Source organism: Streptomyces sp. CB02058, from assembly GCF_001905505.1.
Classification (GTDB): Bacteria; Actinomycetota; Actinomycetes; order Streptomycetales; family Streptomycetaceae; genus Streptomyces.
The window spans coordinates 401,677-426,638 of record NZ_LIPG01000005.1 but is presented as its reverse complement, the minus strand read 5'-3'; the positions used below and the strand labels follow the sequence as shown (position 1 = coordinate 426,638).

Here is a 24,962-nt window from a genome sequence, read left to right as displayed (position 1 = left end):
TCACCCGGCGCGCCGCCTCAGGGCCGGGCCGGCGTCCGTCACCCGGCCCGCCGCGTCAGCGCCGACCGGGACCCGGCGAACGCGGCGGCCAGCAGCCCGGCCATCACCGGTACGACCAGAGCCAGCAGCCCGATGGTTCCCCACGGCAGCATGATCGGCGTGTACGCGGAGTCCATGGGCTGCTCCCGCATGGAGGCCATGGCCTCACGCAGGTCGACCAGGCGCAGGGCCACCGCGGGCACGATCCCGGTTGCCGTGCCGAGCAGCACGCCGGTGAGCGCGACGACCAGGCACTGGAACCCGGAGAGCGAGCGCCGCACCCCGGGAGGTGCCCCCACCGCGCTGAGCGTGGTGAGGTCGGCCTCCGCGTCGGCCTTGGCGAGACCGGTGGTGATGGCCGCGGCGCCCAGGGTGACGACACCCGCGAACAGGGCGAGGATCAGCAGGATCACCTCCTCGTCGCGCCGCTCGGCCGGGCTCTCCGCCTGGAGGTAGACCCCGTTCCCCGCCTGGGTGAACGCGGCAGACACCGCCTGCTGCTCGGCATCCGTCGGCGTGTGCGCGACGGTGTAGACCGTCCCGTACGGCGCGGTGCGGAGTCCGAGCCGGTCCGCCGTCCGCTGCGGCAGGATCATGCGGATCCCGGGCGTGGACGCGTACTCCGCGGGCGCGACGTAGACCTTCAGCCGGTCGGTGGTGGTCTCGGCAGCGCCCGGATGGAGCGCGCGGTTCTCCTTGTCGCGCTCGTTGTACGTGTGCACGGCCTTGAGCGTGACCTCGCCGTCCTTCGCGTACGCGGAGTTGAGCAGGACGGGAGTTCCGGCCTCCAGGGCCTCGGCCGCCGCCGGGTCGTCGAGCTTCACGTACGACCTGAGGAGTGCGGCATCCCCCACGGCGATGTTGCTGTCACCGGTGGTGAGTGCCTGGGCGGTCACGTACTCGTCGACGCAGGCGGGGGAGTGCATCAGCTTCTTGTGCTCCTCGGCGGAGAGGCTCTCGGCGAGCTTTCCGGCACCCGCCCCCTGGAGCGGGCAGCTGTGGCCCTTGCCGGTGGGCTTGACCAGTTCGAGGGTGCCGCAGCCGTTCTCCTCCTCGTAGTAGACCGCGCAGTCGGATCCCGCCCAGACCCGCCCGATGTCCGCGCGACCGCCCGTGACGGCGAGATTCCGTTCCGCGGCGACCCTGGCGAGGGGGAGCTGGTCGACGCCGGCCGGCTCGGAGGTCACGAGGGCCACCGTGCCCGGAGTGAGCGGCTGCAGATGGTCGTAGACGTGCTCGGCCTCGACGCTGGCCGTGTACGTGGAGATGGCGATGGTGCCCGCCACGGCCGCCATGACGGCGGCGACCGCGGGCGCCGTACGCCCTCGGTTCCGTGCGGCGTCGCGCAGTGCCATGCGCGGGGAGAGCGGCAGCCGGGCACCCAGCCGTCCGAGGAAGCCGATGATCACGGGGATGCAGGCGAGCACCCCGAGCTCGGCGACGATGGAGCCACCGGCGATCAGCGCCGTGTCACCGTTGGTGCCGCCGAACACGGCGACCGCCACGCCGCCCGTGAGGGCCACGCAGCCCACGACGGGCAGGACGCGCGAGCTCCGGCGGGTGCCACGGCGGCCCGTGAGCGATTCGAGCACCGACTGCCGGCCGGCCACGATCGCCGGTGCCAGAGCGGCCAGGACGCCGGTGACGAGGCCGATGACGGCGATGCCCAGCAGTTCCCGGGGGCGGATGTCGAGCGTCCCGAAGCGGCTGCCGGTCCACCCCTCGATCATCGGACGGAACAGGACGGTGAGGCCGATGCCCGCGACGACACCGGTCACGGCTCCGACAGTGCCGAGGACCAGGCCCCCCGACAGCACGACGGCCCGTACCTGGCTCCTGTCGCCGCCACAGGTGCCGACGAGGCCGAGCTGCCTGCGCGAGCGGCGCGCGCCGACCGCGAACGCGGGACCGGCCAGCAGGACGATCTCCAGGACGGCCATGGCGACGACGGTCACCACCCCCGCGCTCAACCCCGCCGAGTCCTCACGCAGGGACATGTCCTGGTGCGCGAGCAGCGGGACCTCGGAGTCCGGCGGCGGGTCGAGAGCGACCTGGCGGGAGAGCACCAGGACGCCCTTCTCGTTGGCCCGGAGCACGTCGGGCCAGGAGATGCCGGCACCGGCGGGGCTCCGGACGAGCCAGATCATGTCGCCGGGGTAGGGAGGGACGACCTTCTCGTCACGGTCGGCCGCGGCCTTCCACGGGGCGAGTACCGCGCCCGGATCGGCGTACAGCGCACTCCTGTCCAGGTCCCCGGGCAGCTCGACGCTGCCGGTGATCGTGTACGTCTGCTCGGGGCCGCGCAGCGTCGTGCGGGAGCCCACCTCGAGTCCCGCGGACTTCAGGAAGTGCTCGGTCGCGACGACCTCGCCCTCACCGTGCGGGTACGCCCCGTCGACCAGTTCGATCCTGCCCCGGAGCGCCGGATCGGAGGTGCGCAGCTCGACGATCTCGGTGCTGGCGACCCCGTGCCGGGTGGTGACCAGGGCGGGAACTGACTGCTCGGTGAGGTGGCGCGAGCCCTTCGGGAACGTGGCCGGTACGTCCACGGGGGTGCGCTCGTCCTCGGCCGGGACCGCCGCCCGGTCGGGCGTGTCCCAGGTGCTGGCGTCGGGCATCTGCTCCAGGGGGACGTCCCCGATGCCCGCCGGACTGAACACGGCGTCCGCCGACCCCATCCGGGCCGTCAGGTTCTCCGCGACGGTGGGTGTGGAGCTGCGGTACGTCACATCGGCGGCCGTCACACCGAGGACCGGCAGAGCGATCATCGAGACGACGAGCGCGCTGCGGCCCTTGGCCCGCAGGGCGTCGCGCCGGGCGATCCGGAGCGCGGCGCGCCATCCGGTGAGAACGCTCACTCGGCACCTTCAGCGGCGAGCAGCGACTCGGCGGCGGTGGACACCGTCTCGTCCACGACCGCACCGTCCCGGAGGAAGACCACCCGGTCCGCCCAGGCCGCGTACCGGGGCTCGTGCGTCACCATCACCCCGGCAGCGCCCTGGTCGCAGCGGTTGCGGAGCAGGGCGAGCACGAGCTCGCCGGTCTCCGAGTCGAGCGCTCCGGTCGGCTCGTCGGCGAGCACGAGGCGCCGGTCGCCCACAAGGGCGCGGGCGATGGCGACGCGCTGCTGCTGGCCGCCGGACATCTCGTCGGGGAAGCGGTCGGCGACCTCCGCCAGGTGTATCTCCTCGAGCGACTCCATGGCCTCCTTGCGCGCCTTGCGTACGGAGACGCCGTCGAGTTCGCGCGGCAGGGCGATGTTCTCCACGGCGGTGAGGGCGGGGATCAGGTTGTAGTCCTGGAAGACATAACCGACGCTGCGCCGGCGCAGGCGTGCCATGCCCTTGGGACCGAGCGTGGAGAGGTCCTGGCCCTCGATGACGACCTGGCCGCTGGTCGCGGTGTCGAGGCCGCCCGCCAGGCTCAGCAGCGTGGACTTGCCGGAGCCCGAGGGGCCCATCACGGCGACGAGCTCACCGGTGCGGACGGACAGGTCGATGCCGCGCAGTGCGTGCACCTCGGCGATGCCGGAGCCGTGCGTGCGGGTGAGGGCCCTCAGCCGCAGGACGGGAGCGTCCACGGAGGGACCGGCGGACGACGGAGCGGGGACGGACGGTGACATGGTGAGCTGTTCCCCCCTGAGAACGGTGTACGGAAAGAGGCCGCGGGCACGGAGCGGCCCGCGTCGCCGGTGGTCAGCGGCGGCCGGAAGGGCGCGAGGCGGTGGACCGCGAGGCGCCACGGCCCGTGGCTGTGGCGGGTCGGGCGGCGGGTTCGGTCGCCGCGGCCTCCGCGAGGCGGACGAGGCGGGACTCGCAGTGGTCCAGCCAGCGGGCCTCCGCCTCGGCCTGGAAGATCAGCTGCTCCACCACGAGCAGCCAGGCGACCTCGTCACGGTCGGCGGGTACGGCGGCGAGGGCCTGGGCCTTGAGCCGGGTGTAGTCCTGCATCGCCTTGAGGGTGTGGCTCCGCTGGGACTGGATGACGGCACGGATGTCCACCCCGGGTGCCCCCACCGCCATCGCGAGCTTGATCGCCAGTTCGTCGCGGGGCGGGCTGTCGCGGTCGACCGGGGTCTCGAACCAGCTCCGCAGCTCGGTGCGGCCGTCGTCGGTGATCGCGTAGAGAGCGTGGCCCGCGTCGTCCTCGCCGTCCTGGGCGACCATCCCGTCGCGTTCGAGGCGGCTGAGCGTCGTGTAGACCTGGCCGACGTTCAGCGGCCAGGTGGAACCGGTGCGGGACTCGAATTCGGTACGGAGCTGGGAGCCGTACCGAGGCCCCCGTTCCAGGAGGGCAAGCAGCCCGTGGCGGATCGACATACTGAGTATGTATACCCAGTATGCTGTTCCAGGCAAGCGCACACGTCCCGGGCGGAATGAGGGGCGGTGGGGGGAGACCCGGTCAGTCGGTGCGCCGCATGCGGAACGCCAGGAAGGCCAGGCCCAGCCCGACCAGGGTGATTCCGCTGCCCAGTGACACGTCCCGGACCTGCCGTACGACGGGCTCGTCCAGCGCCTGCCGCTGCCGCCCGGTCTCGCCCGGCTCGGGGAAGGCGCCCGGCGGAGGCGTGAACGGGGGCACCTCGTGGGGATCCGCCTCGGGAGGCACCTCGTCGGCCGCGGCCTCGGACTGTGCGAGCTCCAGCGGTGACAGCGACCGCCCCGGCCGCGCCCGGCCCTCGCCCGCCTGCCGGCCGGCCAGAGGGGACTCGGACGTGCCTACGGAGGTGCTCGTGCCGGGAGAGGGCGGTCCGGGGGACTTCGCTGACGCCATGTACGCCGGAGGGGCGGAGAGGGCGGCGCCGTCCCCTTGGGCCCAGGCGACGGGCCCGAGCGCCAGCCCGGCCGTCATCACCAGGCAGACCACACACCGTGACGACCGCGAGGCGGGGAGTCCTGGAGGCATGAGATCAGGGTCACATGCCCCGATTTGTCCAGCATCCCGGACGCGGCCGACCGCCGGACCTCACCGACCCCCGGACCTCACCGATCCCCGGACGCGGCCGACCGCCAAACCTCACCGACCCCGGACCCGGAGGCACTGGACCCCGGCGCCCTCGGACCTGACCGACCGCGACCCCTCAGGCGGCAGGAAGGGCACCGCCCGGTGAGGTGCCGGTCAGGCAGGGTCGCCGGTCGCGATCCGCAGTTCGAAGTGGGCGCCCCGCTCGGCCACGGCCGTGCCCGCGGTCGGGAACTGGTCGATGACCTGGTCCTCGGCGTAGGTGTTGCCTTCCACCTCGATGACCTTGACCGTCCAGCCGGCCGCGGCGGCGCAGGACTTCGCCGAGATGATGTCCTTGTAGACGAAGTTGGGCGCCTGGACCTTGGCCGGGTCGTCCGTGTCCTCGGTGGCGTCCGTGCACTTCTCCTCGTCCATCGTGCGGTTCCGCTCCGGGGGCTTGTGCTCGCCGGCGACGGCGGACTCGCTGGTGCCCGGGTCGTTCTTGCCGTTCTCCGAGTCGCCGTCCATGTTCAGGAAGGCGACCAGGCCGCCGATGGCCACCAGGGCGACGACGATCGCACCCACCAGGACCGGCATGTTCCGCTTCGAGCCGCCACCGCCCTGTCCGCCCGAGGTCTGCGGGGACATCGTGTACGGAGGCGGGGTCTGGTGGGCCAGGGGCTGGGCCCCGTACGGCTGGGCCTGCGGGTAGCCGTAGCCCGGGGTGGGGGCCGGGGTCGGGACGCCGTAGGGGCCGGGCTGCTGGTGAGGGTGCGGCTGGTACGGCGTCTGCACGCTGTGCGGGGCGGGAGTGCCCTGGTCGACCGGCGGGAAGACCGCCGAGCCGACGCCCGAACCGCTGTTGGCCGGGCTGCCGCCGCCGACGATCACCGGGGCGCCCGCGGGACCGCTCGCGTTCAGCACGCGGGCGATTTCGTCCTGCATGGCCGCGGCGCTGGGAAAGCGCTCGTTCGGGTTCTTCTTGAGCGCGCGGGCGACGAGGGCGTCCATCGCGGGAGTGATCGAGCGGTTGATGCTGGACGGGGCGACCGGCTCCTCCTGCACATGCGCGTACGCGATGGCGAGGGGCGAGTCCGCGTCGAACGGGATGCGGCCCGTGAGCAGCTGGAAGAGCATGATGCCGACCGAGTACAGGTCGGAGCGCGCGTCGACGCCGCGGCCGAGCGCCTGCTCGGGGGAGAGGTACTGCGGGGTGCCGACGACCATGCCGGTCTGGGTCATCGAGGTGACGCCGGACTGCATGGCGCGGGCGATGCCGAAGTCCATGACCTTGACGACTCCGCGCCTGGTCATCATCACGTTGCCGGGCTTGATGTCGCGGTGGACGAGGCCCATCTCGTGGCTGGTCTCCAGGGCGGCCAGCACGTCGGCCGTCACCTTGAGCGCCTTGTCGGCCGGCATCGCGCCGTACTGCTGGATGTCCGACTGGAGCACGGAGCCGAGGGGCTGCCCCTCGACGTACTCCATGACGATGTACGGCATCAGCGCGCCGCCGAGCTCGTCCTCGCCCGTGTCGAACACCGAGACGATGTTGGTGTGCTGCAGCTTGGCGACGGCCTGCGCCTCGCGCCGGAAGCGCTCGCGGAAGGACTGCTCGCGCCCCAGCTCCGTGTGCAGCGTCTTGATGGCGACCTGCCGGTCCAGGGCCGTGTCGTACGCGAGGTAGACGGACGCCATCCCGCCCTCGCCGAGCAGGTCGCGCAGCTGGTAGCGGCCGCCGGCCACGGAACCGCCCGCGTAGCGCCCCTGTGCGCCGTCGTGGCTCATGACTTGCATCCCCCTCGGCGCCCGCCGGACGCGATCATCCCTGTTACGGGCCAAGTCTGCCCGAGGGGTACGACACGTCAAGCCGGGTGCCCGTTCCGTGACCCTACGCACAAGAAGCGTCTCGGAAGCGTTACAGGAAGCGCATGGAATTTGCGCGAGCGGCGCGCGAGCCGGTTGGATGGCCCGTCACTCTCAAAACCGGTGTGTCGCACTGAGGCTGTAGCGTGACGTGGCAATGCAGCAAGGCACCGTGAGAACCCGCGGACGCGCGGACAGATACGACGGCGAGGACTGATGGCACCCGATTCCGAAGCAAACGGCGGCGGAGTTTCGGATGGCACCGACTCCTGGGGCGTCGGGGGTGTGGTCGGAGACGGCCGGTACCGCATGACGCACCGGCTGGGCCGCGGCGGCATGGCCGAGGTCTACGCGGCGGAGGACGTCCGTCTGGGGCGCACGGTGGCGGTGAAGCTGCTGCGCTCCGACCTCGCGGAGGACCCGGTCTCCAAGGCCCGGTTCACGCGCGAGGCACAGTCGGTCGCGGGGCTCAACCACCACGCGATCGTCGCCGTGTACGACTCCGGTGAGGACGTCGTGGGCGGGGCGACCGTGCCCTACATCGTGATGGAGCTCGTCGAGGGCAACACCATCCGCGACCTGCTGCTCGAGGCGGAGGCACCGCCTCCCGAGCAGGCCCTGATCATCGTCTCGGGCGTCCTGGAGGCCCTGGCGTACTCCCACCAGCACGGCATCGTGCACCGTGACATCAAGCCGGCGAACGTGATCATCACGCACTCCGGCGCGGTCAAGGTCATGGACTTCGGCATCGCCCGTGCGCTCCACGGCGCCCAGTCGACGATGACCCAGACCGGCATGGTCATGGGTACGCCCCAGTACCTCTCCCCCGAACAGGCGCTCGGCAAGGCGGTCGACCACCGGTCCGACCTGTACGCCACCGGCTGCCTGCTCTACGAACTCCTGGCCCTGCGGCCCCCGTTCACCGGAGAGACCCCGCTCTCCGTCGTGTACCAGCACGTCCAGGACATCCCCGTCCCGCCCTCCGAGGTGGCCGGGGCCGTTCCGCCGGAGCTGGACGGCCTGGTCATGCGCTCCCTCGCGAAGGACCCGGACGACCGGTTCCAGAGCGCCGAGGAGATGCGCGGCCTCGTCCAGTACAGCCTGCAGATGCTGCAGGTCCAGGGCGGGCACACCGGCACGTGGAACACCGGCCCGGTCGACGCGCACGGCGCCGACCGCACCGCGGCGATGAACATCGGCGGCGGTACGGCGGCCATGGGGCGCCCGATGCACGGGGACACCTCGCAGGGCCCGATCCTGCCGCCCATGAACCCCGACGACGGGGCGTACGCCGGTGGCCATCACAACGGCGGCGGGCGCGGCAAGATGTGGCTGTTCGTGCTGCTCGCGCTGATCGCGATCGGTGCCGGTGTGGCGTTCGCCGTGCAGGCGGCGAACGACGACAACGGCGGCAAGAAGTCCCCGACCGCGCCCACCACCTCGGTCTCGCCCTCGCCGACGCCTTCCTCGGCGGAGCCGACGGACGACGAGACGGAGGAGACGGAGGAGCCGGACGATTCCTCGGGCGGTCAGACCTGGCCCACCGAGCAGCCGACCCGCACTCCGACGGACGACCCGACGCAGCCGACGGTGGAGCCGACGGAGCAGACCACGGCGCCCGCTCCCGACACGGGCGGCACGTCCGAGGGCACGAGCGAGGGCAGCGACGAGGGCTCCACCGGAGAGCCGACCGACGAGCCGACCGATCCCGAGACGTCCACCGGCGCCACCGCGGGCGAAGCGGCAGGCGCGGCCGCGGGCGCCGCGGGCACCGCGGGAACGACCGCCGGGTGATCCGGGGCCTCACCCGGTGAGGTCCCGGGCAGAGGCCCTGGCCCTCACCCCGTGAAGGCTTCGCCGACCGCCTCGTACTCGCGCGTCCACCACACCGCCAGGGCCGACACCGCAGGGAACTGCGGGTCGGCCCTGCGGTCGTGGAAGCGGTAGCGCCAGCGCAGTATCCAGAAGTCGTTGAGGCGCTCCCACCAGACCCGGTGCACAGCCGCCGCCATCTCGGCCGCGCCCGCGCCGGCCGAGCGCCGGTAGGCGCGGGCGTACGCCCGGACCTTCTCCAGGGCCAGTTCCCCGTCCGGCCGGACGAAGAAGATGGCCGCTGCGCGCACCGCCTCCTCCGCGCGCGGCTGCACGTCGAGCCGGTCCCAGTCCACGATCGCGACGGGGTCGGCGCCCCGGTAGAGCAGGTTCAGCGGATGGAAGTCGCCGTGCACCCATCCCCTCGCCGAACCGCCGGGGGTGGGCGGGCGGCGGTGCGCGTGCTGCTCCAGCAGGGCACGGCGCTCGACGAGCCGGTGCACCGCGAGCTCGTCGAAGGCGTCCCGGGGGCCCATCCCCCGCGCCGCGGCCAGCAGATCGTCGATCAGCGTGAACGTGTCGGCGGGATCCGGGCTGGGGCTCTCCCCCCGTGCGGGAGGCGGCGGGTCCGCCTCCATGACCTGCTCCAGACCCATGTGTACGGCGCCGAGGAGCGACCCGAGCCGTCGCGACTGGGCGGTCGTCAGCTGGGTGCCGTCCCGGTGGAGGCCGTCCACCCACCGGTGCAGGGCATAGCGCTGCCCGTCGATCACCGTGACCGTGTGACCGTGCGTGTCCGTGAGGGGCGGGGCCACGGGCACACCGAGCGAGTGCAGCTGCTGGGTGGCCCGGTGCTGCCTGACGATCGTGGCGTGGTCACCGCTGGAGTCGTCGAGGTGGTGCTTGTCGAGGTGGTGCTTGAGGAAGTACGAACCACGGGTGGTGGACACGCGGTAACCATGGTTGAGCAGCCCTTTGGTGAGGGGTTCGCAGGCCAGGGGTTCGCCGGTGTCGGGGTAGCGGCGCAGGACCTCGCCGACCGGAGGAACAGGTGGGAGGGTCACAGATGAGCGCAGCACTCGCCACATGTTAGGTGACACTGAGTGGCCGGTTTTACGGACTTGCGTCGAAGGCCTGAGTGTGCATATGGGTGACGCGCGGGTCGAGCCGGAGATACACCGGATCGAAGCACTCCCCGTTCACGTCGGCGGGGCCGGTTCCGAAGCGTTCGCGCTGGTCGGAGGCGGGGTGGACGATCTCGGCGGGCCCGGTGAACTGCACCGACCAGAGGTCCTTCGCGCCGCCGGGCGCCGGGGAGTTGAAGTTGTCCGCCCCGTAGGCGATGACGCTTCCGTCGCAGGACTCGTGAAAGCCGAGCCCTCTGTGCATCCGCAGGACGACACGGTCCTCGATCACCAGGTGCCGGGCCACCGCCAGGAACGGCAGGGCGCGCATGCTCATGGCCAGCCGGCCGTAACGGACGCTGCCGAGCAGCTCCATGGCGAGGAGCCTGTCCGAGCCGGAGGTGGCGGAGGCGCCGGGGACGGGTCCGGTGGCCGTGGGGCCGTCGGAGAGGTCGAGGGCGGTTCCGGTTCCGGTGCCGGAGGAGCGGGAGAAGAGCATGCCCTCCACTCTCCGGGAGGTGTAGGAGCGGGGTAAGAGTCCGCCGCCCCCACGGTCAGGGACCAAAGTCCCGCCCGGCCGACGACGGGTCTGCCGCCCGCCCCTCGAGCCACCGCCGACCCGGCCCCGCCCGGGAGCCCCGGCGCCCCGGAGTACTGGCGTCCGGCCCGCTCAGCGCTTCTCGGCCTGGAGCCTCGCCACGTACGCCGCCGCCTGCGAGCGCCGTTCCATGCCCAGCTTGGACAGCAGACTCGACACGTAGTTCTTGATGGTCTTCTCGGCGAGATGCAGCCGCTCGCCGATCACCCGGTTCGTCAGCCCCTCGCCGATCAGGTCGAGGATCCTGCGCTCCTGGTCGGTCAGTCCGGCGAGCCGGTCGTCGCCCTTGCCGTCCTTGCCCTCGCGCAGCCGCTCCAGCACCCGGGCGGTGGCCGCGGGGTCCAGCAGGGACTTCCCGGCCGCCACGTCGCGTACGGCGCTGAGCAGCTCGTCGCCGCGGATGGCCTTCAGGACGTAACCCGAGGCCCCGGCCATGATCGCGTCGAAGAGGGCCTCGTCATCGGCGTACGAGGTGAGCATCAGGCACTTGATGTTCTCGTCCCTCGAGCGGACCTCGCGGCAGACCTCCACGCCGCTCCCGTCCGGCAGGCGTACGTCGAGGACGGCCACGTCGGGCCGGGTCGCGGGGATACGCGCGAGCGCGTCCGCGGCCGTGCCGGCCTCGCCCACGACCTCGATGTCCTCCTCCACGGAGAGCAGCTCGTGGACGCCGCGCCGGACGACTTCGTGATCATCGAGCAGGAATACCGTGATTTTTCCTTCTTCGTGCACCTTCGCAGTCTCACACAATCCTTTGTCCTCCGCCCTTCCCTGGGGCTGTCGGCCGGGATAACGTGCCGTTGTTCCGGCCGCCTGCCAGGCTGTTTCCAGTGCTGTGACCAGCGGGACTTCGCGCATTTTGCGATTTACTTGGAAATCCAAGCAAAATCGCAGGTCACAAGGTGTTTCGCAGTTATGCGATGCACTGGGTAACGTGCTTGTGGCAGGACGCTCGCCGGGGCACCTGTCACGCCTGTTCCCGGCCGAGCGGCACCCACCCCGTGCACGGGTCCGGACACAGGCGAGCCGCACTGGTTCCCGGCCATCCCGGGGGCCGGACCGACGGAGGAGCACGCACGTGACCGTGGAGAGCACTGCCGCGCGCAAACCGCGACGCAGCAGCAAGCGGACCAGCGCCGCCAAGACGCCCGCGAAGGCCGAGAATTCCGGCCCCGAGCTGGTGCAGCTGCTGACGCCGGAGGGTGACCGCGTCGAGCACCCGGACTACGAGATCGACCTGAGCACGGACGAGCTCCGCGGTCTCTACCGGGACATGGTCCTGACCCGCCGATTCGACGCCGAGGCCACCGCGCTGCAGCGCCAGGGCGAGCTGGGCCTGTGGGCCTCGCTGCTGGGCCAGGAAGCCGCGCAGATCGGCTCCGGCCGGGCGCTGCGCGACGACGACTACGTCTTCCCGACCTACCGTGAGCACGGCGTCGCCTGGTGCCGCGGAGTCGACCCGACCAACCTGCTCGGGATGTTCCGCGGTGTGAACCACGGCGGCTGGGACCCGAACACGAACAACTTCCACCTCTACACGATCGTCATCGGCTCGCAGACCCTGCACGCCACCGGCTACGCCATGGGCGTCGCCAAGGACGGCGCGGACTCGGCCGTGATCGCGTACTTCGGTGACGGCGCCTCCAGCCAGGGAGACGTCGCGGAGTCCTTCACCTTCTCGGCCGTCTACAACGCCCCCGTGGTGTTCTTCTGCCAGAACAACCAGTGGGCGATCTCGGAGCCGACCGAGAAGCAGACCCGCGTGCCGCTCTACCAGCGCGCGCAGGGCTTCGGCTTCCCCGGTGTCCGGGTCGACGGCAACGACGTACTGGCGTGCCTCGCCGTCACCAGGTCCGCGCTGGAGCGTGCCCGCCGGGGCGAGGGGCCGACCCTCGTCGAGGCGTTCACCTACCGGATGGGCGCCCACACCACCTCCGACGACCCGACCAAGTACCGGGCGGACGAGGAGCGGGTGGCCTGGGAGGCCAAGGACCCGATCCTCAGGCTGCGCACGTACCTGGAGAAGCAGGACCTCGCCGACGAGGCGTTCTTCGCCGCGCTGGAGGAGGAGAGCGAGGCGCTGGGCAAGCGGGTCCGCGAAGCGGTACGGGCCATGCCCGACCCGGACCGGCTGGCGATCTTCGACCACGCCTACGCCGACGGCAACCCGCTCGTCGACGAGGAGCGCGCCCAGTTCGCCGCCTACCAGGCATCGTTCGCCGAGGAGGGCAACTAGCCATGGCCGCTGAGAAGATGTCCATCGCGAAGGCGCTCAACGAGTCGCTCCGCAAGGCTCTCGAGACCGACCCCAAGGTCCTCATCATGGGTGAGGACGTCGGCAAGCTCGGCGGGGTCTTCCGCATCACGGACGGGCTCCAGAAGGACTTCGGCGAGGACCGGGTCATCGACACCCCGCTCGCCGAGTCCGGCATCGTCGGTACGGCGATCGGCCTGGCCCTGCGCGGCTACCGCCCCGTCGTCGAGATCCAGTTCGACGGCTTCGTCTTTCCCGCGTACGACCAGATCGTCACGCAGCTCGCGAAGATGCACGCCCGTGCGCTCGGCAAGATCAAGATGCCGGTCGTCATCCGCATCCCGTACGGCGGCGGCATCGGCGCGGTCGAGCACCACAGTGAGTCGCCCGAGGCCCTGTTCGCGCACGTGGCGGGCCTGAAGGTCGTCTCGCCGTCCAACGCGAGCGACGCCTACTGGATGATGCAGCAGGCCGTCCAGTCCGACGACCCGATCATCTTCTTCGAGCCCAAGCGGCGGTACTGGGACAAGGGCGAGCTCGACACCGAGTCCATCCCCCTCCCGCTCCACAAGGCGGTCGTGGCCCGTGAGGGCTCCGACCTCACGCTCGTCGCGTACGGCCCGATGGTGAAGGTCTGCCTGGAGGCGGCCGCCGCGGCGCAGGAGGAGGGCAAGTCGATCGAGGTCCTGGACCTGCGGTCGATGTCGCCGATCGACTTCGACGCCGTACAGGCCTCGGTCGAGAAGACGGGCCGTCTCGTGGTGGTCCACGAGGCACCGGTGTTCTACGGCTCCGGGGCCGAGATCGCGGCCCGGATCACCGAGCGCTGCTTCTACCATCTCGAAGCACCGGTGCTGAGGGTCGGCGGCTATCACGCCCCCTACCCGCCGGCCAGGCTCGAGGACGAGTACCTTCCGGGTCTCGACCGGGTGCTCGACGCCGTCGACCGCTCGCTGGCGTTCTGAGGAGAGGGTCGTGACGACGATGACCGAAACGTCTGCTCGTTTCCGCGAGTTCAAGATGCCCGACGTTGGCGAGGGACTGACCGAGGCGGAGATCCTCAAGTGGTTCGTCCAGCCCGGCGACACCGTCACCGACGGCCAGGTGGTCTGCGAGGTCGAGACCGCGAAGGCCGCGGTGGAGCTGCCGATCCCCTTCGACGGGGTGGTGCACGAGCTGCGCTTCCCCGAGGGCACGACCGTCGATGTCGGCCAGGTGATCATCGCGGTGGACGTGGCACCCGGCAGCGGTGACGCCCCGGCCGCGGCTCCGGAGAGCGTCCAGGAGCCCGTGGCGGAGGCCGAGCCGGAGGCGGAGGCGCCCAAGGGCCGCCAGCCCGTTCTGGTCGGCTACGGCGTGGCCGAGACCTCCACCAAGCGCCGTGCCCGCAAGAGCGTCGAGATCCCCGGCCCGGCCGCCGCCGCGGTCCAGGCCGAGCTCAACGGCCACGGCGCGGCCGTCCCGGAGGCGCGCCCGCTGGCCAAGCCGCCGGTGCGCAAGCTGGCGAAGGATCTGGGCATCGACCTCGCGACGGTCACCCCGACCGGCGAGGGCGGGATCATCACCCGCGAGGACGTCCACGCGGCGGCGGCTCCGGCCCCCGCCGAGGTGCCCGCGCAGGCCGTGGCGGCGGCAGCCGCCGTCCCCGAGCCCGCCGCCGTGCCGGTGAGCGGCGCGGACGGCCGGGAGACGCGTATCCCGGTCAAGGGCGTGCGCAAGGCCATCGCGCAGGCCATGGTCGGCAGCGCCTTCACCGCGCCGCACGTCACGGAGTTCGTGACCGTCGACGTGACGCGCACGATGAAGCTCGTGGCCGACCTCAAGGAGGACAAGGACATGGCGGGGGTCCGGGTCAACCCGCTCCTCATCATCGCCAAGGCCCTCCTGGTCGCGATCAGGCGCAACCCGGACATCAACTCCGCCTGGGACGAGGCCAACCAGGAGATCGTGCGGAAGCACTACGTCAACCTGGGCATCGCCGCCGCCACTCCGCGCGGTCTGATCGTGCCGAACATCAAGGACGCGCACGACAAGACCCTGCCCGAGCTGGGCGAGGCGCTGGGCGAGCTGGTCTCCACGGCGCGCGAGGGCAGGACGTCCCCGGCCGCGATGGCCGGCGGCACGGTGACCATCACCAATGTGGGCGTCTTCGGCGTCGACACGGGTACGCCGATCCTCAACCCGGGAGAGTCCGCGATCCTGGCGGTCGGGGCCATCAAGCTCCAGCCCTGGGTCCACAAGGGCAAGGTGAAGCCCCGCCAGGTGACCACGCTCGCGCTGTCGTTCGACCACAGGCTGGTCGACGGCGAGCTCGGTTCCAAGGTCCTCGCGGATGTCGCGGCGATCCTGGAGCAGCCGAAGCGCCTGATCACCTGGGCCTAGCCACCCCGGTCGTACGCAGGAGGACGGGTCCGCGCGAAGTGTGCGCGGGCCCGTCGCCATGTCCGGGGACGGGCGGTCACCCGCACCGATGTCCGACGGCGGTACCCCGGGTCTCTCCGCGTCACGCGCTTCTCCCGGAGCGCCCGCCGGCCGGTCGGCCGCTCAGCTGCCCACCGTCTCCGTCCACGGCCCCGGCAGCGCCTTCCGGACGTCGTCCAGAGCCTCCCGCGTCAGCGCGCGGACGTACAGCCACCCCCACTCCGCCTGCTCGTCGGAGCGGTCCTCATGCACCAGGACATCGGCGCCCGCGTACCAGCGGTCCGTGTTCTCCCGGCCGCCCGGGGAGATCAGGGGCGGTATGAGGGTGAGGGACCGCTCCAGGCGCGCGGCGTCGGTGGGCAGGGCCTCCCGGTGCCACCCGCCCCAGTCGCCGCACAGCGAGGTCTGCGACATCACCGTCTCCACACACGCGGCGGAGAAGCTGTCGGAGAACGGCTCCCAGTCGTCGTACGCCTGCGAACTCCCGTCGATCAGCACGGGTGGGTCGGTCTCCGCGACCCGGTCGAGCGGAACGGCGATCCGGTACTGCCAGAAGTTCTCCACCTGCCAGATCAGAGCGGAGTCCTCCGTCTCCCAGTCCTCGGGGGGCACGAGCGATCTCGCCCCGTGCAGGAGGTCGTGACGGCGTCCGAACCTGCCGTACAACTCCCGCATCGCCTGGGGCAGTCGCAGCCCGAGCCGCTGCTCGGCGGCGGCGAGGCCGGACTCCGGGTACCCGTCGTCCGGCCCGACCGGCGCGCCGAGACGCGCTGCGAACCGTTCGATGAACCACCAGGCCGCTGCGGGACCCGCGAGGGCTGCGGGGAGCTCGACGCGGAGATCGAAAGTCTCAGGCATCCGCACACCCTAGGGGCCGGACCGGGCCGGGACTCCTGGGACGGTGTCCACCTTCGCAGCCCTGGCCGTCGAGGCGAGCCTCTCGCTGACGTCCTGCCAGAGCGACAAAGGGGGTGCGGTCACCGATCGGTGGCCGCACCCCTCTCTGCTCGTGTCCAGCTGTCCGTGTCCGGTGCCGGATCAGTCGCGCTGTGCGCCCGGGGGCAGCGTACGCAGCTTCATGGTCGTCGCGGTGGCGGAACCGAAGCCGTAGTCCAGCAGCTTGGCCGCGTCGTTGTAGCGGTCGGTGCCGTTCAGGATGACGCCGACGTACGTCTTGTCGCCCCGTGTGGCGGCGAAGATGAGGCAGGGGCCCGCCGCGGTGCCGGTGCCGGTCTTGATGCCGACGGCGCCGCTGTAGGAACCGAGCAGCTTGTTGGTGTTGTACCAGGTGTACGTGCGCAGCGCGCCGGTGCTGGTCGTCACGGGGGCCACGTACTTGGTGGTGCTCATGATGCCGCGCAGGGTGGAGCCCCGCATCGCGTAGCTGGCGAGCTGCGCGAGGTCGCGCGGGGTCGAGTAGTTGTTCCCGGTCGACGAGATGCCGTCGAACGAGTCGAAGCGGGTGTTCGTCATCCCGAGCGAGGCGGCCTTCGCGTTCATCTGACCGATGAACTGCTTCGTCCGGGCCGCCCGGGTGGTGCCCACGCCGTAGGTGTCGGCCAGGGCGTAGGCCGCGTCGCAGCCGGACGGGAGCATCAGGGCGTGGAGCAGCTGACGGACCGTGGCCTTGTCACCGGTCTTCAGGTCCGCCGTGCTGGCGCCCTGGGCCGTGACGTAGTCGCGGTAGGTCTGCGAGATCGTCACCTTGCGCGACAGATCGACGCCGGGCGTGTTGAGCACCACGGCGGCGGTCATGACCTTGGTGGTGCTGGCCATCTGCCGCTTGATGTCGGCGTTCTTGCCGTATTTCTTGGCGCCCGTGGCCCTGTCCTGCAGGAACGCGCCCTTGGCGCTGAGCGTCGGCAGGGGGACGGCGGCCTCGGCGGAGGACATGAGGGGCGTGACCGCCAGCATCACGCCACCGGACACGACCGCTGCGACGACGGCGTTGCGCAGGCGCTTGCTGCGGGCCTTGTGGCCTGCCGTGGGACGGGTCTTGCGGCTCGATATCAATGAATGCTCCGAGTTCGCGAATGCGTAGAGGGGCCGGGACATGGAGAGACCCCGATACGAGACTCATGAGCGGCCGGCATGGATGTACGCCTGTATGGCAAAGAAACGTTCGGTGAACGTGTGACGCGTGGGCCCGCGCGACGACCGCGCGGGCCCACCGGCCCCTATGCCCCCGTGGTCGGGGGCTACTTCTTGAAGCCGTAGTCCAGGAGCTTCTTGGCGTCGGCGGTCCGGGTGGTCGCGGACGTCGAGGTCAGGACGGTCCCGATGACCGTCTTGCCGTTGCGGGTCGCTGCGAAGACCAGGCAGTACTTGGCCGTCGGGCCCGAGCCGGTCTTCACACCGATCATGCCGGTGTAGCTGCCCAGCATGGCGTTGGTGTTGGACCACGACATGTAGCGGTAGCCGCCGCTCTTGGTCGTGACCTTCTGCTTCGTCGACCTGGTCTTCACGATCGCGCGGAACGTGGAGTTCTTCATCGCGCTGCTGGCGATCTTCGTCAGGTCGCGCGGCGTCGAGTAGTTGGACCCGCTGCCGATGCCGTCGAAGGAGTCGAAGTGGGTGTTCTTCAGGCCCAGGCTCTTCGCGTCGGCGTTCATCTTGCCGATGAAGGACTTCACCCGGGCGGCGCGCGTGGAGCCCGTGCCGAACTTGTCGGCCAGCGCGTACGCGGCGTCGCAGCCCGAAGGCAGCATCAGGCCGTAGAGCAGCTGGCGGACGGTGACCTTGTCGCCGACGATGAGCCGGGCCGACGAGGCGCTCTTCGAGACGATGTAGTCGCTGTACGCCTTCTGGACCGTGACCTTGGCGTCCAGGTTCAGGTTCTTCTGCGCCAGCACCACCTTGGCGGTCATTATCTTCGTCGTGGAACCGGTGGAGCGGCGGGTGTCCGCGGACTTGCCGTAGAGCGACTTCGCCGTGCCGTTGTTCATCACGAAGCCGCCCTTGGCGGTGATCGTGGGAGTCGGCAGGGTCGCGGCCTGAGCCGTGGAGCCGAACGCGCTGCCCGCGAGGAGTGCGCCTGCCGTGAGACTCACGGTGGCGGCAACACGTGCGCGGTTTATGCCCTTAAGACCGATTTTCAAGTCAAACGCTCCAAATACGCCTGCATTGCGGCCACATGAGGGTGCCGCTCGATGGTGAGACGCATGAGGCGGCCGGATGGATGTGTGCGCGTAGGGGTGATTTCGGAACGGGTGGCCTGAACGCATGGCTGCGTGTCCCGCATCGTGGACCGTGCTGCCATGCGTGCATCTTGTATCTATGCTGTGTGCATGCCTGCAGCACCTTCCGTGTCCCCTCTCGCCCGCAAGACCGACCCCAAGCCGCCACCCGCAGCCGAGCGCGTCTACACCCACATCAAGGAAGCGGTGCTGGACCGCCGCTACGAGGGCGGCACGCTCCTCACCGAAGGTGACCTGGCCGAGGCCGTCGGAGTGTCCCGGACCCCGGTGCGGGAGGCGCTGCTCCGCCTGGAGGTCGAGGGGCTGATCAAGCTCTACCCGAAGAAGGGCGCCCTGGTGCTCGCCGTCTCCGCGCAGGAGATCTCGGACGTGGTGGAGACCCGGCTGCTCGTCGAGGAGTTCGCGGCCCGCAAAGCCGTGCCCGCACCGCCCCGGCTGATCGCCCGGCTCGAACAGCTCCTGGAGGAGCAGCGGGAGCTCGCCGAGGCGGGGGATCTGGCCGCCGTGTCGGTCAAGGACCGCTGCTTCCACGCGGAGATCGTGAAGAACGCGGGCAACGAGATCCTCTCGCGCCTCTACGACCAGCTCCGCGACCGGCAGCTGCGGATGGGCGTCGCCGTGATGGAGGCGCATCCCGGCCGGATCGCCGCCAACATCACCGAGCACGGTGAACTGCTGGACGCCATCAGGGCGGGCGATGCCGAGGGCGCCGCCCAGGTCGTACGGCGCCATGTCAGCCGGGTCAAGGTGCTGGTCAGGGGTGACGACCGATGAGCTCAGCGGCTCCCACCCTCTCCCTGCCCGGCGATCCGCCCGGCGGCCGTCGCGCCGTCCGGATCTGGGGCATCGGCGTCGCCGTCTACTTCGTCGCGATCATCTTCCGCACCAGTCTGGGTGTCGCGGGACTCGACGCGGCCGACCGCTTCGACGTCAACGCCTCGGCCCTGTCGACGTTCTCCATCCTCCAACTGCTGGTCTACGCGGGCATGCAGATACCGGTCGGCCTGATGGTCGACCGGCTCGGGACCAAGAGGGTCCTCAGCATCGGGGCGGTGCTGTTCACGCTCGGACAGCTCGGCTTCGCGCTCTCGCCCTCGTACGGCATGGCGCTCGCCTCCCGCGCGCTGCTCGGCTGCGGCGACGCGATGACCTTCATCAGCGTCCTGCGGCTCGGCACCCGGTGGTTCCCGGCCCGGCGGGGTCCGATGATCGGGCAGGTCGCCGCGCTCTTCGGGATGGCCGGCAACCTCGTCTCGACCCTCTTCATCGCCCGCGCGCTGCACGGGTTCGGCTGGACCACGACCTTCGTCGGCAGCTCGCTGGCGGGCGTGGTGGTGCTCGTCATGACGCTGCTCTTCCTCAAGGACCACCCCGAGGGCCACGAACCGCCCCCCGCCGAGCACGCCGGAGCGGCGTACGTCCGGAAGCAGATCGCCGCCTCCTGGCGGGAGCCGGGCACCCGGCTCGGCATGTGGGTGCACTTCACCACGCAGTTCCCCGGCATGGTCTTCCTGCTGCTCTGGGGCATGCCGTTCCTGGTGGAGGCGCAGGGGCTCAGCAGGGGCACCGCGGGTGAGCTGCTCACCCTGGTGGTGCTCTCGAACATGGTGGTGGGGCTCGTCTACGGGCAGATCATCGCCCGGCACCACGCGGCGCGCGCACCGCTCGCGCTCGGCACGGTCGCGATGACCGCGCTCGTCTGGGCGTCCGCGATCTTCTGTCCCGGCGACCACGCGCCGATGTGGCTGCTGGTGACCCTCTGCCTGGTCCTCGGCGCCTGCGGTCCGGCCTCGATGATCGGATTCGACTTCGGCAGGCCCGCCAACCCGCCGGAGCGCCAGGGCACCGCCTCGGGCATCGTCAACATGGGCGGTTTCATCGCCTCGATGACCACGCTGTTCGCGGTGGGCGTCCTGCTGGACGCGACCGGCGACAACTACCGCATCGCGTTCGCCTCGATCTTCGTCCTGGAGGCGATCGGCGTCGTACAGATCCTGCGGCTGTACGCCCGCGCCACGCACAGGGAACGCGACCACCACGTCGTCAGCCGGGTGGAAGCCGTCCACGTGCCCGTGTGAGACATTCCGGCGGTGCGCCCGCTCCGGTCCGCCGGAGGACGGGCGCACCGCCGGTCGCAGTGAGCGGTGCTACGGGGTGACGGCGAAGTGCCGCAGGATTTCGGCCCCCAGCTCCTGGTCGCCCTCGATCTTGATCCGGTCCTCCACGGCCCCCGCCCGGACCCGGCCGCACGCCAGCCGGTAGTACGTCTCCCAGTCCATCGCCAGCGTCACCGCGGGGCCCAGCGACGGCGCGCCGTCGACCGAACCGCGGCCGTCGGCGTCGACCCTGACGGTGCGCAGGAACTCCAGCGGGCCGTGCACATCGAAGACCACGGCCGAATTGGGCGGTGCGCCCGCGTCCTTGGCGACCACCTTCGGCAGGGCGAGCAGCAGCGTGTCCCGGACGATCAGGGCGCCGGGCGAGTCCAGGTTGCCGGGCCGGCCGAGCGTGGTGCGCAGGTCCTGCTCGTGCACCCAGACGTCGAAGGCCCGCATCCGCAGCGCCAGTTCCAGCGTCTGCTCGGCGCCGAGAGGGGCCCGCACCATGGTCTCGGGGGCGCGCGACTCGTTGCGCAGCTGACGGTTGCGCCGGATGAGCGTGTACTCCAGCTCGGAGGTCATCTCCGGCGCCGTGTGGTGGCGCCGTACGTCGACCTGCATCTCCATGTAGCGCTGGTGGTCGTTCTGCACGTGGTAGAGATCGCGCGGAAGCGTGTGGATCGGGCGGGGATCGCCGAGCTGCTCGCACTCCATGCCGATGACGTGCGAGACGATGTCGCGTATCGACCAGCCCGGGCAGGGCGTCCGGCCGTTCCACTCCCCCTCGGCGAGTGGCGCGACCAGCTCGGCTATCGACTCGACGGAGTGGGTCCAGGCATCGGCATAGGTCTGGAGGCTGGGATGGACGGTCACGGGACCCCTCGTGCGGTTCTGCGGTGCATGGGCTGGAGAGCAGGGAGTACCGGCGGGCGGCCGGCACCGACGGTGCTGTCTGCGGGCTGCGTGGGAGGTTCGCTCGCTAAGTTACGCTGCGAGCAGGCACCCCGGCAGTGCTTTCGTGTGACGATCGTAGGCCCGTGTTGACGGCTCTCATGCCAGGACGGTGGTAGTGTGCACGCCTCCCTCATCCAGATCGCAGTAAACCCGGATGAATCGGTCAATTCCCGTAGAGAGCGCGCGGCTTCACTGGTCGTGGCCCAGCGGGGAGCGGACCTGGTCGTCCTTCCCGAGCTCTGGCCTGTCGGAGCCTTCGCCTACACCGCGTTCGCCGAAGAGGCGGAACCCCTGCACGGACCCACGCACGACGTCATGGCGAAGGCGGCCGCCGATGCCGGTGTCTGGCTGCACGCCGGCTCCTTCGTCGAGCGCGCCGAGGACGGCACCCTCTACAACACCACGCTGGTGTTCTCGCCCCAGGGCGAGCGGGTCGCCGCGTACCGCAAGATCCACCGCTTCGGCTTCGACAAGGGCGAGGCCGTGATGATGGGGGCAGGCGAGGAACTCGTCACGGTCGCCCTGCCGGAGACCACCCTCGGCCTCGCCACCTGCTACGACCTCCGCTTCCCCGAGCAGTTCCGGGGGCTCGTCGACGCGGGGGCCGAGACCCTGGTGGTCTCGGCCGGCTGGCCGGAGCGCCGCCGCTCGCACTGGACGCTGCTCGCCCAGGCCCGCGCTGTGGAGAACCAGGCGTTCGTCCTGGCCGTCGGGTCCGCCGGTACCCACGGCGGGGTCGAGCAGGCGGGCCACAGCGTCGTCGTCGATCCCTGGGGCGAGGTGCTCGCCGAGGCGGGAGCGGGCGAGGAGGTGCTCACCGTGGAGTTCGATCCGGCGAGGACCGCCACCACGCGTGCGCAGTTCCCCGCGCTGAAGGACCGCCGGCTGGGCCTCGCCGCCCCGCGCTGAGCCCGGCGTCACGCGCGTACGTGCCCGGATGGCCCTGTTTCACGTGAAACCGTGGAACAGGGCCATCCGGCGTCTTCGCCGCGCTCAGTCCTCGCCCCGTTCCTTGTCGTGCTCCTTGTCGGCGAGGACGATCACGCACACGGCCACCGCGAGCAGCAGCGGCGCGTCGGCGTCCTCCCGCACGATGTCGACCCCGTACGTGTCGCGGACGGTCAGCCAGCGCCGGGAGATCTGGGCGAGCAGCTCACCGTCGTAGTCGATGGCGAACTCGCGGTCCAGGATTTTGCCGCTGACGTCGAGCTCGGTGCCGTCCACCAGCGTCACCCGGTAGTGGTTGCGCAGCAGCGAGAGCCGCTTGCGCTTGACCTTGGCGAGCTCCTCGCCGTCGCGCTCGATGAGCATGGTGTCGCGCAGGCTGATCAGCTTCTGGCGGATCTCCACCAGCACCCGGCCGCTCGTGTCCTTGAGCTCGAAGGTGTCGCGGAGCCGCATGGCCTTGCCGTCGACGAGGAAGAGCTTGTGCCCGTCCGCGTCCTCGATCCAGTAGTCGTCGCCGACGCCGAGCAGTCGCTCACGTACGAGAAGTCTCATGGATCACAGGTTCCCCGACCCCCGACCGGAATGCGTGCAGGCCGGGGTGCTGTTGACTTATGTCATGACAGCACGTGCACGCGTCCGCGCCCCCGAACTGATCGGCAAGGGCGGTTGGCTCAACACAGGTGACCGGCAGTACACCCTCGCTGATCTGCGAGGGCGCATCGTGATCCTGGATTTCTGGACCTTCTGCTGTGTGAACTGCCTGCATGTGCTCGATGAGCTCCGTGAGCTGGAGGAGAAGCACCGCGACACCGTGGTGATCATCGGTGTCCACTCGCCCAAGTTCGTGCACGAGGCGGAGCACCAGGCCGTGGTCGACGCCGTCGAGCGGTACGAGGTGCACCACCCGGTCCTCGACGACCCCGAGCTCGCCACCTGGAAGCAGTACGCCGTGCGTGCCTGGCCGACGCTCGTCGTGGTCGACCCCGAGGGCTATGTCGTCGCCCAGCACGCCGGCGAGGGGCACGCGCACGCCATCGAGAAGCTGGTCGAGGAGCTGGAGGCCGAGCACGCCGCCAAGGGCACCCTGCGTCGCGGGGACGGCCCGTACGTGGCCCCCGAGCCGGTCGCCACGCATCTGCGCTTCCCCGGCAAGGCCCTCGCCCTCCCGGACGGCGGTTTCCTGGTCTCCGACACCACCCGCCACCGTCTGGTCGAGCTGGATGCGGACGGCGAGACCGTGCGCCGCCACATCGGCACCGGTGAGCGCGGACTCGCGGACGGCGGTGCCGGCGGGGCCCGGTTCAGCGAACCGCAGGGTCTGGCCTTCCTGCCCGACGGCCGTGTCGCCGTCGCCGACACCGTCAACCACGCGATCAGGGCCCTCGACCTCGCCACCGGCGTGACGACCACCCTCGCCGGGACCGGCCGCCAGTGGTGGCAGGGCTCGGCGACCAGCGGCCCGGCCACCGAGGTGGACCTGTCGTCGCCGTGGGACATCGCGTGGTTCGGCGACCGGCTGTGGATCGCCATGGCCGGGGTGCACCAGCTGTGGACGTACGACCCCGAGCGGGGCACGGTGGCCGTCGCCGCGGGGACGACCAACGAGGGCCTGGTCGACGGGCCGGGGGCCGAGGCGTGGTTCGCGCAGCCCTCGGGTCTCTCCGCGGCCGGGGACCGGCTGTGGGTCGCCGACTCGGAGACCTCGGCGCTGCGCTACGTCGACCTGGAAGGCGCCGTCCACACCGCGGTCGGGACAGGTCTCTTCGACTTCGGCCACCGTGACGGCCCCGCCGGCCAGGCGCTCCTCCAGCACCCGCTGGGTGTCACCGCGCTCCCGGACGGCTCTGTCGCCGTCAGCGACACCTACAACCACGCCCTGCGGAGGTACGACCCCGAGAGCGGTGAGGTCACCACGCTGGCCACCGATCTGCGGGAGCCGAGCGACGCGGTGCTGGTCGAGGGCGATCTGGTCGTCGTCGAGTCCGCGCGGCACCGGCTGACCCGGCTGAGGCTCCCCGAGGAGGCGGTGCGCGTCGCCGACCAGGCCCACCGCACCCAGCGCGCGGCCACGGAGATCGCGCCCGGCACGCTGCGGCTGGATGTGGTCTTCCAGGCCCCCGCCGGGCAGAAGCTGGACACACGCTACGGCCCCTCGACCCGGCTGCTGGTCTCCTCGACCCCGCCGGAACTGCTGGCCGGGGGATCGGGGCAGGGTACGGATCTGACCCGCGACCTGGTCCTCGCGGACGGCGTCACCGAGGGCGTCCTGCATGTGTCCGCGATGGCCGCGTCCTGCGACGACGACCCGGCGAACGAGTACCCGGCCTGCCATGTGCACCAGCAGGACTGGGGCGTGCCCGTCGTCGTCGGTGCCGGGGGCACGTCCAGGCTGCCGCTGGTGCTGGCCGGGATGGACGAGCAGGTCTGAGCCCGCGTGGCCGGTCCGGGGCGGCGGTGCCGCCCCGGGGCCGGTCAGTGGTAGCGGCGCTCGTCCTCCGACACGACCGTGGTGGTCGGCGGGACGACCATGCGGCGGCGCCGCGCGATGCTGACGTAGACGAAGACCCCGACGAGGCCGACGAGCATCATGATCCAGCCGACCAGGTCGACGTTCACGGTGTCCATCTCCCAGTCGGTGGCGAACGCCAGGATCGCGCCCGCACCGATCAGGAGAATGCATCCTCCGAGTCCCATGATTTCCGCCTC

The 24,962-nt window shown here is 71.0% G+C and carries 22 protein-coding genes; 8 read left to right on the top strand and 14 right to left on the bottom strand.

Annotated elements, in window-relative coordinates; translation table 11 throughout:
* Positions 1-38 precede the first annotated feature (38 nt).
* The 5 genes from AMK10_RS26775 to AMK10_RS26755 all read right to left on the bottom strand — a co-directional run bounded on the left by AMK10_RS26775 (position 39) and on the right by AMK10_RS26755 (position 6,771).
* Positions 39-2,897, bottom strand: coding sequence for an FtsX-like permease family protein (locus tag AMK10_RS26775; protein WP_073750580.1), 2,859 nt, complete (start codon positions 2,895-2,897; stop codon positions 39-41).
* Entirely contained in the window at positions 2,894-3,661 is a 768-nt protein-coding gene (locus AMK10_RS26770; RefSeq protein WP_073750578.1) for an ABC transporter ATP-binding protein, read from the bottom strand. The genes AMK10_RS26775 and AMK10_RS26770 overlap by 4 nt, the downstream gene beginning before the upstream one ends.
* A gap of 73 nt (positions 3,662-3,734) precedes the next feature.
* Positions 3,735-4,358, bottom strand: coding sequence for a PadR family transcriptional regulator (locus AMK10_RS26765; protein WP_073750576.1), 624 nt, complete (start codon positions 4,356-4,358; stop codon positions 3,735-3,737).
* An 82-nt stretch (positions 4,359-4,440) separates the two neighbouring features.
* Positions 4,441-4,944 carry a hypothetical protein gene (locus tag AMK10_RS38265; protein ID WP_241839689.1) on the bottom strand — a complete coding sequence of 168 codons (504 nt, stop codon included), beginning with the start codon at positions 4,942-4,944 and terminating at the stop codon, positions 4,441-4,443.
* A 213-nt stretch (positions 4,945-5,157) separates the two neighbouring features.
* A complete protein-coding gene (locus tag AMK10_RS26755; RefSeq protein WP_073750573.1) occupies positions 5,158-6,771 on the bottom strand; it encodes a protein kinase domain-containing protein in 1,614 nt (537 codons plus the stop codon).
* 294 nt (positions 6,772-7,065) lie between these two features.
* Here AMK10_RS26755 and AMK10_RS26750 point away from each other — a divergent pair, with 294 nt between their 5' ends.
* A complete protein-coding gene (locus AMK10_RS26750) occupies positions 7,066-8,643 on the top strand; it encodes a protein kinase domain-containing protein (RefSeq protein WP_073750571.1) in 1,578 nt (525 codons plus the stop codon).
* Positions 8,644-8,687: 44 nt separating this feature from the next.
* Here AMK10_RS26750 and AMK10_RS26745 read toward each other — a convergent pair whose 3' ends face one another.
* The 3 genes from AMK10_RS26745 to AMK10_RS26735 form a co-directional block, all read right to left on the bottom strand.
* The gene (locus AMK10_RS26745; RefSeq protein WP_073750569.1) at positions 8,688-9,749 is read right to left on the bottom strand and encodes a phosphotransferase; all 1,062 of its coding nucleotides are present in this window, start codon (positions 9,747-9,749) and stop codon (positions 8,688-8,690) included.
* A gap of 25 nt (positions 9,750-9,774) precedes the next feature.
* Complete coding sequence (locus tag AMK10_RS26740) at positions 9,775-10,284, bottom strand: pyridoxamine 5'-phosphate oxidase family protein (RefSeq protein WP_079180882.1); 510 nt, start codon at positions 10,282-10,284, stop codon at positions 9,775-9,777.
* A 171-nt stretch (positions 10,285-10,455) separates the two neighbouring features.
* Positions 10,456-11,115 (bottom strand): response regulator, encoded by a 660-nt coding sequence (locus AMK10_RS26735; protein WP_073750567.1) that lies wholly within the window; start codon positions 11,113-11,115, stop codon positions 10,456-10,458.
* Positions 11,116-11,461: 346 nt separating this feature from the next.
* On the opposite strand from AMK10_RS26735, the gene pdhA reads away from it, so the two are divergent.
* The 3 genes from pdhA to AMK10_RS26720 are packed head-to-tail and all read left to right on the top strand — an operon-like array spanning position 11,462 to position 15,019.
* Complete coding sequence (pdhA, locus tag AMK10_RS26730; RefSeq protein ID WP_073750565.1) at positions 11,462-12,619, top strand: pyruvate dehydrogenase (acetyl-transferring) E1 component subunit alpha; 1,158 nt, start codon at positions 11,462-11,464, stop codon at positions 12,617-12,619.
* 2 nt (positions 12,620-12,621) lie between these two features.
* Positions 12,622-13,602, top strand: a complete 981-nt coding sequence (locus AMK10_RS26725; protein ID WP_073750563.1) for an alpha-ketoacid dehydrogenase subunit beta — start codon at positions 12,622-12,624, stop codon at positions 13,600-13,602.
* A gap of 10 nt (positions 13,603-13,612) precedes the next feature.
* Positions 13,613-15,019 (top strand): dihydrolipoamide acetyltransferase family protein, encoded by a 1,407-nt coding sequence (locus AMK10_RS26720; protein ID WP_073750561.1) that lies wholly within the window; start codon positions 13,613-13,615, stop codon positions 15,017-15,019.
* 162 nt (positions 15,020-15,181) lie between these two features.
* On the opposite strand, the gene AMK10_RS26715 is transcribed toward AMK10_RS26720, so the two are convergent.
* The 3 genes from AMK10_RS26715 to AMK10_RS26705 all read right to left on the bottom strand — a co-directional run bounded on the left by AMK10_RS26715 (position 15,182) and on the right by AMK10_RS26705 (position 18,156).
* Positions 15,182-15,916: a hypothetical protein gene (locus tag AMK10_RS26715; RefSeq protein ID WP_073750559.1), complete on the bottom strand. Its 735-nt coding sequence runs from the start codon at positions 15,914-15,916 to the stop codon at positions 15,182-15,184.
* A gap of 180 nt (positions 15,917-16,096) precedes the next feature.
* Complete coding sequence (locus AMK10_RS26710; protein WP_073751033.1) at positions 16,097-16,972, bottom strand: D-alanyl-D-alanine carboxypeptidase family protein; 876 nt, start codon at positions 16,970-16,972, stop codon at positions 16,097-16,099.
* A 284-nt stretch (positions 16,973-17,256) separates the two neighbouring features.
* Positions 17,257-18,156: a D-alanyl-D-alanine carboxypeptidase family protein gene (locus AMK10_RS26705; protein WP_073750557.1), complete on the bottom strand. Its 900-nt coding sequence runs from the start codon at positions 18,154-18,156 to the stop codon at positions 17,257-17,259.
* A 189-nt stretch (positions 18,157-18,345) separates the two neighbouring features.
* On the opposite strand from AMK10_RS26705, the gene AMK10_RS26700 reads away from it, so the two are divergent.
* Together AMK10_RS26700 and AMK10_RS26695 are read left to right on the top strand one after the other, a co-directional pair.
* Positions 18,346-19,029 (top strand): GntR family transcriptional regulator, encoded by a 684-nt coding sequence (locus tag AMK10_RS26700; RefSeq protein ID WP_073751031.1) that lies wholly within the window; start codon positions 18,346-18,348, stop codon positions 19,027-19,029.
* A complete protein-coding gene (locus AMK10_RS26695) occupies positions 19,026-20,333 on the top strand; it encodes an MFS transporter (protein WP_073750555.1) in 1,308 nt (435 codons plus the stop codon). Before AMK10_RS26700 ends, AMK10_RS26695 begins: the two co-directional genes overlap by 4 nt.
* 69 nt (positions 20,334-20,402) lie before the next feature.
* Here the strand turns inward: AMK10_RS26695 and AMK10_RS26690 are convergent, their stop codons facing one another.
* A complete protein-coding gene (locus AMK10_RS26690) occupies positions 20,403-21,227 on the bottom strand; it encodes a maleylpyruvate isomerase family mycothiol-dependent enzyme (protein WP_073750553.1) in 825 nt (274 codons plus the stop codon).
* 198 nt (positions 21,228-21,425) lie between these two features.
* Here AMK10_RS26690 and AMK10_RS26685 point away from each other — a divergent pair, with 198 nt between their 5' ends.
* Positions 21,426-22,217 (top strand): carbon-nitrogen family hydrolase, encoded by a 792-nt coding sequence (locus AMK10_RS26685; protein WP_073750551.1) that lies wholly within the window; start codon positions 21,426-21,428, stop codon positions 22,215-22,217.
* 84 nt (positions 22,218-22,301) lie between these two features.
* Here the strand turns inward: AMK10_RS26685 and AMK10_RS26680 are convergent, their stop codons facing one another.
* The gene (locus tag AMK10_RS26680; protein WP_073750549.1) at positions 22,302-22,808 is read right to left on the bottom strand and encodes an LURP-one-related/scramblase family protein; all 507 of its coding nucleotides are present in this window, start codon (positions 22,806-22,808) and stop codon (positions 22,302-22,304) included.
* A 64-nt stretch (positions 22,809-22,872) separates the two neighbouring features.
* Here AMK10_RS26680 and AMK10_RS26675 point away from each other — a divergent pair, with 64 nt between their 5' ends.
* A complete protein-coding gene (locus AMK10_RS26675; RefSeq protein ID WP_073750547.1) occupies positions 22,873-24,684 on the top strand; it encodes an NHL domain-containing thioredoxin family protein in 1,812 nt (603 codons plus the stop codon).
* A 44-nt stretch (positions 24,685-24,728) separates the two neighbouring features.
* Here the strand turns inward: AMK10_RS26675 and AMK10_RS26670 are convergent, their stop codons facing one another.
* Positions 24,729-24,950, bottom strand: coding sequence for a DUF6458 family protein (locus AMK10_RS26670; protein WP_073750545.1), 222 nt, complete (start codon positions 24,948-24,950; stop codon positions 24,729-24,731).
* Between the last annotated feature and the right edge of the window lie 12 nt (positions 24,951-24,962).

What these genes read in the sequence shown, in the direction of transcription:
- AMK10_RS26765 (WP_073750576.1), bottom strand. Translation starts at nt 4,358, where the DNA reads ATGTCGATCCGCCACGGGCTGCTTGCCCTCCTGGAACGGGGGCCTCGG.
- AMK10_RS26670 (WP_073750545.1), bottom strand. Translation starts at nt 24,950, where the DNA reads ATGGGACTCGGAGGATGCATTCTCCTGATCGGTGCGGGCGCGATCCTG.
- AMK10_RS26695 (WP_073750555.1), top strand. Translation starts at nt 19,026, where the DNA reads ATGAGCTCAGCGGCTCCCACCCTCTCCCTGCCCGGCGATCCGCCCGGC.
- AMK10_RS26700 (WP_073751031.1), top strand. Translation starts at nt 18,346, where the DNA reads ATGCCTGCAGCACCTTCCGTGTCCCCTCTCGCCCGCAAGACCGACCCC.
- AMK10_RS26745 (WP_073750569.1), bottom strand. Translation starts at nt 9,749, where the DNA reads ATGTGGCGAGTGCTGCGCTCATCTGTGACCCTCCCACCTGTTCCTCCG.
- AMK10_RS38265 (WP_241839689.1), bottom strand. Translation starts at nt 4,944, where the DNA reads ATGCCTCCAGGACTCCCCGCCTCGCGGTCGTCACGGTGTGTGGTCTGC.
- AMK10_RS26715 (WP_073750559.1), bottom strand. Translation starts at nt 15,916, where the DNA reads ATGCCTGAGACTTTCGATCTCCGCGTCGAGCTCCCCGCAGCCCTCGCG.
- AMK10_RS26725 (WP_073750563.1), top strand. Translation starts at nt 12,622, where the DNA reads ATGGCCGCTGAGAAGATGTCCATCGCGAAGGCGCTCAACGAGTCGCTC.
- AMK10_RS26740 (WP_079180882.1), bottom strand. Translation starts at nt 10,284, where the DNA reads ATGCTCTTCTCCCGCTCCTCCGGCACCGGAACCGGAACCGCCCTCGAC.
- AMK10_RS26710 (WP_073751033.1), bottom strand. Translation starts at nt 16,972, where the DNA reads ATGCTGGCGGTCACGCCCCTCATGTCCTCCGCCGAGGCCGCCGTCCCC.
- AMK10_RS26675 (WP_073750547.1), top strand. Translation starts at nt 22,873, where the DNA reads ATGACAGCACGTGCACGCGTCCGCGCCCCCGAACTGATCGGCAAGGGC.
- AMK10_RS26755 (WP_073750573.1), bottom strand. Translation starts at nt 6,771, where the DNA reads ATGAGCCACGACGGCGCACAGGGGCGCTACGCGGGCGGTTCCGTGGCC.
- AMK10_RS26680 (WP_073750549.1), bottom strand. Translation starts at nt 22,808, where the DNA reads ATGAGACTTCTCGTACGTGAGCGACTGCTCGGCGTCGGCGACGACTAC.
- AMK10_RS26750 (WP_073750571.1), top strand. Translation starts at nt 7,066, where the DNA reads ATGGCACCCGATTCCGAAGCAAACGGCGGCGGAGTTTCGGATGGCACC.
- AMK10_RS26770 (WP_073750578.1), bottom strand. Translation starts at nt 3,661, where the DNA reads ATGTCACCGTCCGTCCCCGCTCCGTCGTCCGCCGGTCCCTCCGTGGAC.